At 27.6% G+C, this 16,103-nt stretch carries 14 protein-coding genes; 1 reads left to right on the forward strand and 13 read right to left on the reverse strand.

The window, feature by feature from the left end; all coding sequences use genetic code 11:
- Window positions 1-9 precede the first annotated feature (9 nt).
- The 13 genes from ACH5BF_RS04680 to yajC all read right to left on the reverse strand — a co-directional run bounded on the left by ACH5BF_RS04680 (window position 10) and on the right by yajC (window position 14,842).
- Window positions 10-2,124, reverse strand: a complete 2,115-nt coding sequence (locus ACH5BF_RS04680; protein WP_423273036.1) for a TOTE conflict system archaeo-eukaryotic primase domain-containing protein — start codon at window positions 2,122-2,124, stop codon at window positions 10-12.
- On the reverse strand, window positions 2,111-2,548 hold the full coding sequence (locus ACH5BF_RS04685) for a bactofilin family protein (protein WP_423273038.1): 438 nt from the start codon (window positions 2,546-2,548) through the stop codon (window positions 2,111-2,113). Before ACH5BF_RS04685 ends, ACH5BF_RS04680 begins: the two co-directional genes overlap by 14 nt.
- Complete coding sequence (locus ACH5BF_RS04690) at window positions 2,494-3,396, reverse strand: M23 family metallopeptidase (protein ID WP_423273040.1); 903 nt, start codon at window positions 3,394-3,396, stop codon at window positions 2,494-2,496. The genes ACH5BF_RS04685 and ACH5BF_RS04690 overlap by 55 nt, the downstream gene beginning before the upstream one ends.
- Window positions 3,386-4,555, reverse strand: a complete 1,170-nt coding sequence (locus tag ACH5BF_RS04695; protein WP_423273042.1) for a bifunctional folylpolyglutamate synthase/dihydrofolate synthase — start codon at window positions 4,553-4,555, stop codon at window positions 3,386-3,388. Before ACH5BF_RS04695 ends, ACH5BF_RS04690 begins: the two co-directional genes overlap by 11 nt.
- 5 nt (window positions 4,556-4,560) lie before the next feature.
- A complete protein-coding gene (locus ACH5BF_RS04700) occupies window positions 4,561-5,097 on the reverse strand; it encodes an LPS assembly lipoprotein LptE (RefSeq protein ID WP_423273044.1) in 537 nt (178 codons plus the stop codon).
- A gap of 6 nt (window positions 5,098-5,103) precedes the next feature.
- The gene (leuS, locus tag ACH5BF_RS04705) at window positions 5,104-7,569 is read right to left on the reverse strand and encodes a leucine--tRNA ligase (RefSeq protein WP_423273045.1); all 2,466 of its coding nucleotides are present in this window, start codon (window positions 7,567-7,569) and stop codon (window positions 5,104-5,106) included.
- Complete coding sequence (locus tag ACH5BF_RS04710; RefSeq protein WP_423273047.1) at window positions 7,569-7,913, reverse strand: DUF6394 family protein; 345 nt, start codon at window positions 7,911-7,913, stop codon at window positions 7,569-7,571. The genes leuS and ACH5BF_RS04710 overlap by 1 nt, the downstream gene beginning before the upstream one ends.
- Before the next feature lie 91 nt (window positions 7,914-8,004).
- Window positions 8,005-8,481 carry a hypothetical protein gene (locus ACH5BF_RS04715; RefSeq protein ID WP_423273049.1) on the reverse strand — a complete coding sequence of 159 codons (477 nt, stop codon included), beginning with the start codon at window positions 8,479-8,481 and terminating at the stop codon, window positions 8,005-8,007.
- Between the two features lie 101 nt (window positions 8,482-8,582).
- Window positions 8,583-10,205, reverse strand: a complete 1,623-nt coding sequence (locus ACH5BF_RS04720) for a hypothetical protein (RefSeq protein ID WP_423273050.1) — start codon at window positions 10,203-10,205, stop codon at window positions 8,583-8,585.
- A gap of 609 nt (window positions 10,206-10,814) precedes the next feature.
- Entirely contained in the window at window positions 10,815-11,786 is a 972-nt protein-coding gene (locus ACH5BF_RS04725; protein WP_423273051.1) for an XdhC family protein, read from the reverse strand.
- Window positions 11,787-11,953: 167 nt separating this feature from the next.
- The gene (secF, locus tag ACH5BF_RS04730; protein WP_423273052.1) at window positions 11,954-12,922 is read right to left on the reverse strand and encodes a protein translocase subunit SecF; all 969 of its coding nucleotides are present in this window, start codon (window positions 12,920-12,922) and stop codon (window positions 11,954-11,956) included.
- A complete protein-coding gene (secD, locus tag ACH5BF_RS04735; protein ID WP_423273053.1) occupies window positions 12,922-14,487 on the reverse strand; it encodes a protein translocase subunit SecD in 1,566 nt (521 codons plus the stop codon). The genes secF and secD overlap by 1 nt, the downstream gene beginning before the upstream one ends.
- 79 nt (window positions 14,488-14,566) lie before the next feature.
- Window positions 14,567-14,842: a preprotein translocase subunit YajC gene (gene yajC / locus ACH5BF_RS04740; protein WP_423273054.1), complete on the reverse strand. Its 276-nt coding sequence runs from the start codon at window positions 14,840-14,842 to the stop codon at window positions 14,567-14,569.
- A 28-nt stretch (window positions 14,843-14,870) separates the two neighbouring features.
- Here yajC and ACH5BF_RS04745 point away from each other — a divergent pair, with 28 nt between their 5' ends.
- The gene (locus tag ACH5BF_RS04745; protein WP_423273055.1) at window positions 14,871-16,103 is read left to right on the forward strand and encodes an apolipoprotein N-acyltransferase; all 1,233 of its coding nucleotides are present in this window, start codon (window positions 14,871-14,873) and stop codon (window positions 16,101-16,103) included.

A 16,103-nucleotide genomic window follows, 5' to 3' on the forward strand; every position in this document is an offset into this window, starting at 1 on the left:
TATTCTCCTTTATTTATAATGCATCTGCTTATAGCCTTCAAGCCTTTTTTTGTAAGCAGAATTTAACATAGGATTTTTTGAGTCTAAAAAATCTATTGCTAGACACTCTTGGTTTCCTCTACCAATTCTTCCTAAATATTGAACAAGTCTACCATAATAAGAAATCGGCGTAGCAAACATTATCGTATTTAAGTGAGGAAAATCTATTCCTTCACCAAAATACGAAGTAGTAGCTAAAATCAAAGATGATTCTCTAACCTTATTCATATTTTCAACTTGTTCTTTTTTATTCATACTTCCATGAATACCTACATACTCAATTTTTTCTTCACTTAAAAGGTTTTCCAAAATATTTATATGCTCAATTCTGTCAGTAAGAACTAAAATCTTTCTAGATATATTATCTTTTATTTGCTGAATTATTAAGTTATTTCTATTTTCATCAAGACAAAGTTCATTAATTATAGTTGCATAATTATCGGCTTCACTTGTAAATTCAGTTCTTATTATCTTTAGTTTATTTGTATGAGTTCTCTTCTTTTTATACTCATAAGCAACATCACCTAACTGCTGGAATAAAATTGGTTGTAAGCCATCTTTTCTATTTGGTGTGGCACTTAATCCTAAAAGATACTTTCCTTTAAAGTTTTTGATAATTTGTTCAAAAGTAACTGCCGGAATATGATGACATTCATCAACTATTACAAAAGAGTAGTTATTGATAACTTCAGGAGAGTTTTTTAAACTTTGCATAGTTGCTACATCAATTATGCCATTTAATTTATTTTTTCCTTTTCCTAAATAACCTACATCTTTTTTATCATATTCAAAATAGTCTACAAATCTTTCAATCCATTGATTTAAAAGCATATTTTTATTAACTACAATTAAAGTAGAAACAGCTCTTTTTTCAAACATCTTTGCACCAATAAGTGTTTTTCCAAATCCAGGAGGTGCTACACAAATAGAAAAATCTGTTTTTAGTATTTGTTTTATAGCTTCATCTTGTTCAGGTCTTAATGTAAACTTTACTTTTTTTGTATGTATTTGTTCATAATGTCTTTTATCATTAATTGTAAACTTAACACCATTTTCATTAAAGAAATCACATACTTTATTAGTAAGTCCTCGAGGAAGCATAAGATGAGTTTCATCTTCTTCAAAACCTTGTATTACTCTTGGAGTATTATATAAAGGTTTTCTAAGACTTAAAAGTACTTTTATTTGAGGGTTTTCAAAAGATGCAAAAGTTTTCAATCTATTTATTAGAGATTTTGATAAATTTGCTGTTGGAACATAAATATAATCAAATAAAACCATCTCTATCATTTCTAATGGAAACTCAATATTTCCAAAATCTTTTTCATCATTAGCAGAAGTACTAACTTGTGAAAATTTATAAATAGTTTGTTTATCTACTTTTGAAACATTATTTAAAACCATCCATTGGTCATCATAAATTTTGTTTGTATTAGTATCAATAAATACAGTTTTATTCTTTTTTCTATAGTTTAAATGCAAAGGTAGTTCTATACTATTTCCTAAACTAGCCTTTGTAGCAAACTCTTTATTTGGATATAGCTTTGCAGAAATATTCGCTTTTTTCATAACAAACTTTCCAAAATTATAAACAATTTTTGAACTAATTGGTTCTTCAAAAAATATCCATGCAATTAAACTATTATAAGAGTTTAATTCATAATAAGCTCTAATATTTAAAGAATTTAATGCAATTTGTAATTTAAATTTATCTTCATCAAGTATCTCAAAAGCTATAAATTTTGAATTATTATTTGAATCAATACAATATGTAGCAAGATGTATTAAACCTCTTAAATGTGATTCAATATCATTATTTGTAATAGGAAGAAAATCTTCCCCTTTAAAAGTTTGTGTTACTGCATAAAAGCCTTGCTTATTCCCATCTTTACTTATCCACTTTTTAGCATAAATATCACTTCTAGCTATAAATAAAGATTTAAAAAGCTCTATCTTTTCATCTTTTGTGAAGTTCTTTTTTAATTTAGCTTCTTCTTGTATTTGATGTTCTAAGGCTTTAATTTGCTCTTCAATTTGTTTTTTTTGAGAGTAAAGTGCTTCTAGTTTTATCTTAAGATTTTTCATGAGCAATTGCTGATGGACCAACTACAATGTTATTAATTTTTTGTTCAATCTCGTTATATCTACTTTTTAGCTCAGAATTTTTTCTAATTCCTCTTCCTTCAAATTTTCCCTTTGGGTCAATTACAAGTTCGTTATATCTCATTTCACCTATAACTCTTCCCTCTGCTAAAATCTGTACTTCATTACAATCAATTTTACCATCAAAAAGACCATTTACTACTAAGTTATTCGCTTTAATATCACCAATAACCTCGCCTTCTGTTCCTATTGATATAACATCAGCTTCTAAGATAACACCTTCAAACTTTCCATCAATATGTACAGTTCCCTTTGTACTAATACCACCTATAATACAAGTGCCTGCAGCAACTACTGTTGCTCCATTTGATGTTGATCCCTTATTAGACTTATTAAAGACTCCCATTGCACTCTCCTCTCATTTTTAAAGATGTAATCGTAATTATCTAAACTCCAGTTTATAAACTTTTTAGGGTTTAAAACTTTGTTTGCATATCTTACTTCATAATGTAAATGTGGTCCTGAACTTCTACCTGAATTTCCAGTAAGTCCAATAATCTCACCTTTTTTTACTACTTGTCCAACTTCAACCATAGTTTTATTTAGATGGGCAAATACTGTTTTAAAACCAAAGTTATGACTTACTCTAATAACTCTTCCATAAGTTCCCACATCTCTTGACTGAACGTATTCAATTACTCCATCTGCTGTTGCTCTTACAGGAGTCTTTCTATTTGCTGGAATATCTAGACCTCTATGAAATTGTCTTTTTTTAGTAATTGGATGTATTCTATAACCAAACCCTGAAGATGTAGTTATTTTATCTAAAGGTTTTCCATTTGGAATAACTCTTAATGTATATCTTCTTTTATTTATATTCATAGCTTCAAGAGTTTTTTTAGTAATCTCTTCTGTTGAAGCATCTTTATCAACACCGATAATTGTATGAATTTCATCAAGTTTAGAACTTAATTCTTCAATATCTTTAACTTTACTTTTTATTTGCATTGAATAAAACTTGTTTTGTGCTACAAGTTTTTCTTCTTTTTGAGTTAATACCTTTAGTTCATTCTCTTTATCTTTTCTTACTTCATCTACTTCATTACTTAAATAAGATATAAAAATAAAACTACCTGCAATTATAACTAGTATAGCTATAATAACAAATAAAAGTATTTTCTTTATAAACTGATGTAAATTATATGACTTTGTACCTTTTATATCTGAAACAGTAATTATTAATCTATTTTTCATTAAAACCAATCATCGATAAAAATTTCTCAACTACCAAGAATGAACCAAATACTAAATACTCTTCATTATCTTCTAGTTCAATAGTTTGAATATTTATTATATTTAAATCTTTTATAATTTTCAATAAGTTATTTTTTTCAACAATTCTTTTATCATCAATATCTATAATGATTATTTGTTTAATTATGGGCTTTAAGATTTTTAAAACCTCTGCATAATCCTTATCAGCATAAGAGTTATAAATAAGAGTTATTTTTCTATCTTTGAACTCTTCTTTTAAAACTCTTGCTGCAAGGGGATTATGTCCAACATCAATAGTAATATTTGGTGCAATTTTTTGACATCTACCAAAAAGTTTTACATCATCAAATAAAGATAAATCTACATCGATTTTTAATTCTTCTAAACATTTGATAACTAAATGTAAGTTTCTTTTTAAATATGAAGCAAACTTATCATTTAAGTTATATTTGTTGAATTCCTCAACAAACTCTATAGTTATATCTCTATTTCTTTCATTTTTTATTTGTTTTTGAACTTCAAAAGCACTTTGTTTTACTTCATCATGAATTTGATAGCCAACAAGCATTTTAGTATCAACTGAACGCATTTTTGTAATTGCTATTTTTTCAACTGTATTTCCTAAAAAACTTTGATGGTCCAAATCAATTGTTGTAATTAAAGATAAATCATTTGGAACTACATTTGTAGCATCAAACTCCCCACCAAGTCCAGCTTCTAAAACTAAATAGTCCATATCTTTTGATAAATAAATAGCAAGTAAAGTTGTATATTCAAAATATGTAAGTTTAGAAAGTAGTTCTAAATCATATATTTCTTGTAAAAATCTGTGAGCTTCATTTAGTTTTTCATCACTAACATCACTTCCATTTATCCAAATTCTTTCATTGAACTTTACAATATGAGGAGAGCTATAGTGAAGTGTTTTATAGTTTTTTTTATATAAATAGTGAGATAAAAACCTTCCTGTACTTCCTTTTCCATTTGTACCTACAATATGAATTATAAATGGAAGTTTTATCTTTTTACTTAATATTTCCCAAGAAGTTCTTACAAAACTAAAATCAATTTTGTCATAGTAAAGAGTTTTATGTTCCAAAAACTCTTCTAGTGTAGCCTTTTTTAAATCCGTAGTCATAATAACTACTTTTCAAAAGATAATACTGCTAACTTTGATAAAAACTCATCTAAAGCATCATTTGCAGCACTTTTAATAGCTTCAAATCTTTTTGTATCTGTGATTGTTGTACCATCATCAATTGAGAAGTTGTGTTCACCTTCTAAAGAGATGTTTTTAACTTTTTCATTTACTTTGTTATACTGAATATCAAGCGTAACAAGGGCTCTATAAAGCTTGTTGTATCCTTCTTTATCATACTGTAACTCTTGCATATTAACTGAACCAATTTTTATTTTCATAATAGTATCAGCTAAAGCTTCATCATAAACTAAATTTGTATTTAACTTTTGAAGTAATACTTGATTTAGAGAATCTTTGATAATCACGGCATTTCTAGGATCTTTTAAATCTACAAATAACTTTACAAAAACCTTTTGGCCTAACTCTTTTTTAGCATAATATGTTGAGGGTTTGTATCCACATCCATTTAAAATAAAAGATGTAGATAATAAAGTGAAAAGTACGAATAGTACTTTCCTTACATTATTCATACTTTTCATTATTCTTTATCCCTTTATAACTAAGTTTACTAATTTATTAGGTACAACAATCTCTTTGATTATATCTTTACCTTCTAGCCATTTTGAAGCTATTTCTTTAGCTTGTGCTAAAATATCTTCTTTAGAAGCATCTGGTGATACTTCAATTTCAGCTCTTTTTTTACCATTGATTGTAATAGCAAGTGTGATTGAATCTAAAGCGAATACTTCTTCTTTTACTTCTAAAGAGTTGTTGAAGTTCTCTCTTTTAAATAATCCATTTGCTAAATCCCAACAAGCATGAGGAATTACAGGCTCTAAAATATTTGTAAGAATATAATATCCTTCTGCCCATACAGCTTCATTCTTTTGTGCTTGAAGTGCATTCATAGCTTCCATTGAAGCTGCAATTAAAGTATTGAAAGCATATGTTTTTTCGAATACATCATTTGATTTTTGAAGTGCTTCATATACTTTTCTTCTTGCTTCTTTTTCTTCTTTTGATAATGATGAATGGTCAATATTTTTAAACTCTTCAATACCTTTAGCAGTTACATTAGTAGCTCTCTCATAGAATTTTTTGATGAATTTAAATGAACCTTCAACAGCAGAATCATTCCACTCAAGCTCTTTTGTAGGAGGTGCAGCAAATAAAATAAACATTCTAGCTGTATCAGCGCCATATTTTTCTACGATTAAATCAGGATCAACTACATTTCCTTTAGATTTTGACATCTTAGCACCATCTTTAAGTACCATACCTTGAGTAAGTAGTCTTTTAAATGGCTCTCTTGAGTTTGTATATCCTAAATCATTTAATACTTTTGTAAAGAATCTTGCATATAAAAGATGTAAAATAGCATGCTCAATACCACCAATATACTGGTCAACATCCATCCAGTAATCACTGTCAGATTTAGAGATACCTTCTTCATTCCAAACTTTTGGATTTGTAGCATATCTTAAGAAGTACCAAGATGACTGTACAAATGTATCTAAAGTATCTGTTTCTCTTACTGCTGGTTTTCCACAACAAGGACAAGTTGTATGTTTCCAAGTAGGATGAGTATCAAGTGGGTTTCCTTCACCTGTAATTTCTACATCTTCAGGTAATGCAATTGGTAAGTTCTCTGATTTTTCAGGAACTAATCCACAATCATCACAGTGTACAAAAGGAATTGGAGCTCCCCAATATCTCTGTCTTGAAACACCCCAGTCTCTAAGTTTGAAGTTTACTTTTTTACTACCAATTGAGTTTTGTTCAAAGTGGTAAATAATCGCTTTTTTAGCTTTTGTATTTTTAAGACCAGTAAAGCTTTCAGAATTGATAAGTTCACCCTCTCCTGTAAATGCTTCAGTTGCTTTTTCAATAATACCTTCACTTCCTACAATAACTTGTTTAATAGGTAAGTTATACTGACTTGCAAATTCAAAGTCTCTTTGATCATGAGCTGGTACTGCCATAACTGCACCACCACCATATGAAGCTAATACAAAGTTTGCAACCCAAACAGGAATATTTTCACCAGTTAAAGGATGAATTACATCAATCTCTAAAGAAACACCTTCTTTATCTTGAGTAGCTCTATCTCTTTCACTTACTTTTTGCATTGCTTTAATAGCATTGATTTTATTAGCTGGAAGTAAATTGTGCTCAACAATATATTTTACAATTGGGTGTTCTGGTGCTAACGCTGAATAAGAAACTCCATAAATTGTATCTGGTCTTGTTGTAAATACTGAGTACTTTTTAAATTGTCTATCAAGTTTATATCTAGAGTCTTTTGATAACTCAAATTCAAACTCTAAACCTTCACTTCTACCAATCCAGTTCTCTTGCATAGTTAAAACTTGAGAAGGCCAAGTATCTTCTAAAGTAGATAAATCATCAAGTAACTCTTGTGCATATTTAGTAATACCTACATAGTATCCAGGCATCTCTTTTTGAACAACTTCAGTTCCACATCTCCAACAACAACCCTCTTCAAGTTGTTCATTTGCCAGAACTGTTAAGTCATGAGGACACCAGTTTACAGTAGTTGACTTTCTATATAAAAGTCCCTCTTCAAACATCTTGATAACAAACTCTTGTTCCCATCTTGTGTATAATTCATCAGATGTAGCAAACTCTCTTGTTTCACTAAAAGATAATCCAAGTGCTTTAAGTTCATCTCTCATGTAATCGATATTTTCATAAGTCCATTTCTTTGGGTGAAGCTTATGTTTAATTGCAGCATTTTCTGCTGGCATACCAAAACTATCCCATCCAATTGGATGTAAAACATTAAAGTTCTCTTTTCTATAGAATCTAGCGAAAGCATCACCTAGACAATAGTTTCTTACATGTCCCATGTGAATTCTACCACTTGGGTATGGGAACATACTTAAGATATATTTTTTATCTTTAGTTTGCTCATCACTTGGTTCAAATGATTTATTCTCTGACCAAAAGTTTTGCCACTTTTGCTCAACTTGTTTTGAATTATACTCCATTAAAAGTCGTCCTTCTCTTGAATTTTTGCACTCTCAATTAATGCTAAAGCTATTGAGAAAACATTTGCTACAACTGCACCAATAGCAAGTGAAATAGCAAGTGGTAAATCGTGCATAAAAGTTAATACCATAAATGCTGGAATTAGGTGTAAATCAGCAACTAATGAACTTGCTAACAACTCTGCTGCAAGAAGATTTCTAACTCCAATTTTTAGAATCGTTGATATTACGTTTACTCCTGCTGCGATAAATAACGCAATAGCGTTTGGTTCATAAAGGAAACCAGCAGTTGTAGTAAGTGACATTAGTGAAAAGAATATATACGTTACTTTACCCCAATCCATTTTTATCCTTTTATAGTTTCTACTATTTAAATTTTAAGCAAATATACTATCTAAAAAAAGGTAAAAAATGGCTTTGGTAAAGCACTATAACTTATTTTGAGAGTTTGTGTTTAAAGCCTTTAAACATTTTAAATAAAAGATAAACCATTATAACTTTTATAAACAATTGTACAATTGTATATGGTGTAAAACCATTTATTTCATACTCAAAAGGATTGATGATGTTATGAAACAAAAGATTGAAAGTCATATCATTTGTAATAACAAAATAAAAAATTAATGCTACATACATAGCTAAAAAATAGAACTGGTTTTTCTGCATTTCAATAATACTATAAACAAAATGCCATACAAAAAAAGAGACAAAAGAAGCTATTAATAACTCTTTTAAAACTCCTGCTTGAATATCAATAACATAAGTTCTTGAATAATCTAAGTATTTGTATTCAATTATTGAAGATATAATTTCAAATATGAAAATCCATGTAAGAGCTAAAAACCAATCTGTACCATTTTTTGAAGTAATTTTATCAAACTGATACAAAAAACCTTGTTTACTTTTTTCCATTATTTAACTCCATTTCCTATAATAGAATATTAATGATATATTTTATATCAAATTTCCTTAAAGGCCGTTATCTTGGGCTTAGTTACTTTTTTTGTTATTGTTTATTTTCTTCTTGTATTTTGTCTTATAGAAATTATAAATTGGTAGATTAAAAAAGCTATTGATATTTTGTACAATAAAGTTAAAAAACTAAGTTCTTCTAATCCTGTCATTATAGAAAATGGATTTATATTATTAGAAATATTATAAAGAGTAAAATCTTTAGAAAAAAATGAATAAAATATATAAAAACATAAAACTAGATAAAAATTATTTATATTTTCTTTTTTAACTACCCAAATTGAGATTAATAAAATTATACCAATAATGAAACTATCAACTAATAAATACTCTAATTTAGTGTCTAAACTTTCATTTAAACAATTTATAAATCCATAAGTAAAACTAAATATCAAAATCCAAAATAATGCAAGTAATGAATCTTGAGAATGATTTGAAGCTAAGCCATGAACTTTAAAGATAAGCCAATCAAAAAAGTTTTTGCCATTCCTTTTTTCTTTGTCAAGTTCTTCTTCTCTTTTTTGCATTTCAATTGCATAAAATTTATTTGCTTCTATGATATTGTTTTGTTGTTCGAAAGAGTCTTTTATGATTCTTGCAGTTTCTCTATTAGCTATATTACTTTCTAAATTTGCATTGTGAAAATTACTAGATACAAATACACAAGAAACAAAATCAATATTTGTATCTAAATTTCTATTTGAAAATATAATATTTTTAAAGTAATTATTTTTAAATTTTAATATATTTACTTCTGAGAAATCTATTATAAATGTTTCATAAAAACTTCCATTTAAAATATTAAGAGATTTAATATTATAAATTAATATCTCAACTTCTTTTTCAAATATACAATTACTAATATATAGTTTAGATAAAGTATCTTGCTTTAATTTAAAAATATTAAGAAAAGTACTATTAGTAATTTTAACTTCATTGAAATTTGAAAAATCTCTAATATTAAGTGATGAATGAATCTCAGCATCATTTATATTTAAAGTTTTTGCATGTTCAAAGTGACATTTTCTAAATAAACTTTTTGAATTTACTACAATATTTGATATTCCAATATTATCAAGAAAAAAACATTCGTTAAAAAGCTTTGAAGAAATTATCAAATCTTTCTCAGTTGAACCATAAATATAAACTTTTTTTGTAAAAATACAATTATGAAAAATATAAGTAAAATCAACTGAATTAAAATCACAAGTAATATTAAAATTTTTTTTAAATTTACATTTTCCTAAAAATTTAACTTTTTTATCAATATGAATTTTACTTGTATAAAAGATACAATTATTTTTAAAACATACATAATTTGCTTTACATTTTTTTGATATAAAAACTTCATCTTGAAAAGTACAGTTATCAAAAATTATTGGTTTATCATATTGTATATTTGAAAATATTTCAATAAATTCATCCTCATTTGTCTGATAAATAAATTTTCCATTAGTATATTTAAAATCAGGAAAATTTATACCCTTAAAGATATAAGAATCATATTTCTTATTGTTAAACTTAGAAATTATTTCTTCAATTGCTATCCAAAATTCATTTATTTCTGAGTAAGAACATTTTTTTATATTATTATCTTTTTCACAATGCAGAATACATTTACCATTTTCATATTCATCTAGTCCACAATCTATTACATTACACATTTTACTTACTTTCATATTTAAATAATTAGCTACATTTTATCTTTTTACTCTTATTTGTGGTTTTCTTTATATTCTTTTTTTATAAAAAGAAACAAAAAATTGTGAGCAGAGTTTGTAAATAGCTAAAAAATATATCGAAATTCTAAAATTTGAAAACTCGGCTCGTGCCTCACCTCAGACAGTTCAAATTTCTTTACGAATTTAGAGAGATTTTTCTTAACGCTATTTTCAAAATGCTCACACTTGGAGTTTTAATTTCACTTTACTAAAATACAAAGTGAAATTTGGCGAATAAAAGTATCGCTTTGTATTTTTGGGATAAGATTTTGAGATTGATGAGCGTTAAGAAATTGTGACTGTTTGAGGTGAGGCACGAGCCGAGTTTCACAATTTTAGCGAAGATTGAAAAAAATCCCCAAAAATACAACTTGCGATAAGATTTCTTTTTCCTAGTTTTTCTTATAAAAGAAAAAGTAGAAAGCATCCTTACAAACAAATATAAAAAGAAGAAGGAAAAACTTCCTTCAAATTACAAAGTTTTCAAAAAACTAAAAAGAAAATCCCAGTTTCCAAACTAATACAAAATAAGTAAGCATAAAAAGTACAAAACTAATTAAATTCATGCTCTTTTCCTTTTATATTTTTCTTACTATTTTGTATTAAAGCACATACTTTAAATGCTGCTGTTTCCATACTATCATATTGTGTTTTACTTATATGATGCACTCTTTTATCTTCTATAATATTTTCTTGCATATGATATTCATCTATTATTTGTTTTGCTTTTTTATTTGAATTTAAAATAGCAATATGTTTTACATCTAAACTAAGAGCTGTTTTTATATATTGGCTATGTGCATTTGCATTTATTACAACTATTGCATTTAATTGTTTTTCTTTTAACTTATATGAACTATCATATGAATCAAGCATTAAAAGTTCATCAGCAAGTTTATAACTTCTAAAATTTTTCCCTCTAATATCACATACTGTTGTATGCCATCCTAAAAAGTTTGAAACTTTTACCAACTCTTCACTTTGTTTTGATACGCCAAAAATCAAAAGCTTTAAAGGTGTTTCTATTCTTTGATAAAACAGATTTTTATTTCCATTAAAATGATTATCTTTTTCATCAAAATGTGGGAAAAAACAGTGTGCATTTTTATGTTTCATAGACCTAACAAGTGTTTTACTTATTCCTTTTGAGGCATTTTGTAAAGCTTCTCCTATACATCCGTATTCATCTTCACAATAAAATGGCTCAATCCAACACTTCACATAGCTATCACTTAAAAACTCTTTTTCCCATGTATGAGCAATACTACTCTCACTTTTTAAATCAAATACTATATATCTACTTTGTCTTGATTCTAATACGTCATCTACTAAAGACAAAATATAGTTTTCTAATCTTTTTAGATTTTCAAAACCTATTGTTTCATGACTACTATTTATAAACATCGAATAGTCACTTTTTCTATGAGTACTATTTTTATAATCTAAGATATTTATACAAACTATATCTTTTTTATTCTGTTTTGATCTTTGTAAAAATTTTATATGTTGTTTGTTACTAAACATTTTATAATTACCCTATTTATTTTATTAGAGTAATTATAAAACAAGTTTATAGCCTTGTTATAGCCCATAAATAGCTTAAATATAGCCTTTGTATATATACTATACAAATAAAAAAAGGGAAGAGCAAAAACTCTTCCCTTTTTAAAATCAAAACCAATTTTTCTATACTAAACTGTACCTTGTTCGTACATAGCTCTTAATTTATCTTTTTCTTTTTGTTTTTTTAATTTATCTGCTTCTTTTGCTCTAAAGTCGTTGATTGAGAACTTTAATTGAACTAAGAATGATGCAGCAATAAAGATAGATGAATAAGTACCTACAACAACACCTACAAGCATTGTAAATGCAAATCCATTAATAATCTCTCCACCGAATAAATAAAGTGTTACAACAACAAAGAATGTAGTTAATGAAGTAAGTGTTGTTCTTGAAAGAGTTTTACTTACTGATTCATTTACAACTTTATCAAGTACATTTTCTTTAGATGTTTGAACTCCCTCTCTAATTCTATCAAATACAATAATTGTATCGTTTAGAGAATATCCAAGGATTGTTAAAATTGCTGCTAAGATATCTAAGTTTACTTCTACACCAACAAGTGCGATAGCTCCTAGGGCAATAGTAACATCATGTGCTAAAGCTAAGATAGAAGCAACAGCAAATCTCCACTCAAACCTAAATGATACATAAGCTAAGATAACTATAAGAGATAAACCTAAGGCCATTAAACCTTTTTCTCTTAATTCATTACCTACTTTAGGTCCAACCATATCAACTCTTCTTACTTCAAAGTTTCCAGTTGAATCTAAGATTTTATGCATCTCATCACCAATATCATTTGCTAGATTTGAAGAAGTACCTGTAATTCTAATTACAACTTCTTGAGGACTACCAAACTCAGTAATTGATGAACCTTTATATTTTGTTTCATTTAAAACTTCTCTAATCTTATCAATTGGAGCTTTTTGCTCATATTGAACTTGAACTAAAGTACCACCAGCAAAGTCAATACCAAAGTTAAGACCTTTTGTAAATAATAATACTAATGAAGCAATAACAAGAATAGAAGATATTCCTAAAAAAGGAAGTCTTCTTCCCATAAAATTATATATTTTATCTGATTTAAAAAATTCCATTATTTAACTCCAAACCATTTTTTTAAGTCTTTATCTTTAGCTATTTTACTAGCTAAAGCTTCATAAATACCATGAGTACCTAAAATAGCAGTTAACATAGAAGCTAAAATACCAATAGAAATAGTAATCGCAAATCCTTTAATAGGACCTGTTCCATATGCATATAAAATTACTGCAACTAAAAGTGTAGTAATATTTGCATCTAAAATAGCTCTCATTGCATTTGAATATCCATCTTCAATTGCTTTTGTTACTGATACACCTTGTTTTAATAACTCTCTAATTCTTTCACCAATAATAACATTGGCGTCAACTGCCATACCTACAGTTAATACAATACCTGCCATACCAGGAAGTGTTAAAGTTGCACCAAACATTGCCATAACAGAAATGATAATAAAGATATTAGTAACAAGTGCAATATTTGCAATAATACCTGCTCTTCTGTAGTAAACAATCATAAAGATAAATACGATAATAAATCCAGAAACTAAAGCAATTGTAGAAGCTTTAATTGAATCAGCACCAAGTGATGGACCAACACTTCTTTTCTCAAGTAACTTAACTGATGCAGGTAAAGCACCACTTCTTAAAGCAATAGCTACATTACCAGCTTCAAGAACAGTAAATCCACCAGAAATTTGACCACTTCCACCACCAATTCTTTCTCTAATATTTGGAGCTGAATAAACTTTACCATCTAATACAACAGCAAGTCTTTTACCAACATTTTTACCAGTAAAATCTCCAAAGATTCTAGCACCACTTGAATTAAGTGTAAAATTAATAATTGGCTGGTTTGCAGTATCAAATGCAACTTGTGCATCAATAACTTGAGAACCACTTAAAATAGGAATCTCTTTTACAAGATATTTTACAGCAGCATTATTTGTATCTTCTAAAATAATATCACCATATTGTGCAGCTTCAGCTTCACTCATAGTATATACTTGATCAGCTCTTTGCTCATCAACAGCCATAAGCTCTAAGTTAGCAGGCTTTGAGATAAGTTCTCTTGCTGCTTTTTCATCTTCTGCAGTTTTAATACCTGGTAATTGAACAACAATATCAGTAGCACCTTGTCTTACAACAGTTGGTTCTGCTAAACCAAACTGGTCAAGTCTATTTCTAATAGTCTCAACAGCTTGAGATACTGATAAGTCTTTTGTTCTTTCAATCTCTTCACTTGTTAGTTTTACAGTATAGTCTGTACTCTCTTTTGAAACTTCAAGACCTTTAATCTTGGCTAACATTTCATCCATTCTTGGTAATTCATCAGGATCTAATACTGTAAACTTAATAGAATCAGTATCTAGTGATAAACCATCAATTAATAAATCTTCATCTTCTGCGAAGTATTTAATTGAAGTTGCAATTGTTTTGATTTTTGATGTTACTGCTTCATGTGTATTAACACCTAAAAGCATATGTAATCCACCTTGTAAATCAAGTCCTAATGAGATTTTTTTTCCGCTATCTGTTTGCATAAGTGAAGGAATTGAAAAAACAACACCAAAAACAATACTTAATGCAAATATTATAAGTCTATAATTAAAGATTTTCAATCTTAATCCTTAGTAAGGGGGTTTTGATTTTTAAAGATAAAACATGTAAGAAACTTACATGTCTTAAAAAAAAAGATTTTTAGTCTTCTAAAAGTTTAGCTACGAACTCTCTGATTAATTTCATTTCAGTTCCATCGCTATTTTTCACTACAAAGTAGTCATCTTCTACTTTAGTTACTTCTACGATTAAGCCTCCATTTGTTACAATCTTATCACCTTTTTTAAGATTATTAACCATCTCTTTATGCTGTTTAGCTTGTTTTTGTTGTGGTCTAATAATTAAAAAGTAAAAAATTGCAAATAATGCAACAAGAGGTAGTAATGAGCTTATTAAATCAGCACTTGAACCTTCCATCAAAATTCCTTTTCAAAAGTAGTTTAGTATGTTTTTAGTAAAACGCGATAATTCTAACAAAAACTTTATAATAAAAGGCTTCATTACATCCATATTATTAAGCGCATTCATATACTTAAGCCATTTTAATTTTGAATATTTAACTCTTAATACTATTTTAGGTGTTTTAGCCATCTACTTTTTAGTTACAATTCCTAAAAAGTCACTTTTTATTACAGGTTTCATAACTGGTATATTTTGGTTTTATTGGATAGCAATATCTCTCCAATATTATGAACTTACATATTTAATTCCTGTACTTTTAGTTGTAATTGGTTTAGGATATGGTTTTTTATTTTTTCTACTTGGAATAATTGATAATATTTTATATAGAGTAGTAGCCATATTTGCTTTTACATTTATTTCACCATTTGGATTTAACTGGCTAAAACTTGAGCTATTATTTGTTGATTCATATTTTGAAACAACTAAAGAGAGTTTTGCTTTAATTTTAGCAGCTGTATTTATGGCTTCACAGTTAAAAAGATTAAAGTTTTTAGCAATAATTCCACTGTTTATTGCATATCAAACTCCTAAAGGTGAGATAATTGATAATCCAAATCTTGATATTCACCTATCTCAATTTTATCTTCAACAAGATAGAAAATGGGAAAAAGAGAATAACTCCGATATTTTAAATATGAATATTGATGAAATAAATAAAGCTATTTCTTTAAATAAAGACTTAATAGTCCTACCTGAAACATCAATGCCTACAGTTTTAAATAGACAAACTAAACTATTTAATCACCTAAGAAAAAAATCATTTGAAATTGATATTTTAACTGGAGCTTTACTTTTAGAAAACAAAAGAATTTATAATGCCACATACCATTTTTCAAAAGGTGAAGTAAAAATTGCAAAAAAAGTAGTATTAGTTCCTTTTGGAGAAGAGATTCCATTACCTAAGTTTTTTGTTGATTTGATAAATAATACTTTTTATGGTGGGGCACAAGATTATGCAAAAGCAAAAGAACCTACTGATTTCATAATAAATGATATAAAAATACGAAATGCTATTTGTTATGAAGCAACAACTGACAAAATATTTGAAAATCTAAATGATACAAAATATATGATTGCTATTTCAAATAATGCTTGGTTTACACCATCAATAGAGCCGACACTTCAAAAATTACTTATGAAATATTATGCAAAGAAATACAATATCACAATCTTCCATGTTGTAAATGGAAGCTCAAATTGTATAGTTAGACCTTAA

The sequence above is a fragment of the Arcobacter pernae genome (assembly GCF_049472135.1).
Classification (GTDB): Bacteria; Campylobacterota; Campylobacteria; order Campylobacterales; family Arcobacteraceae; genus Arcobacter_B.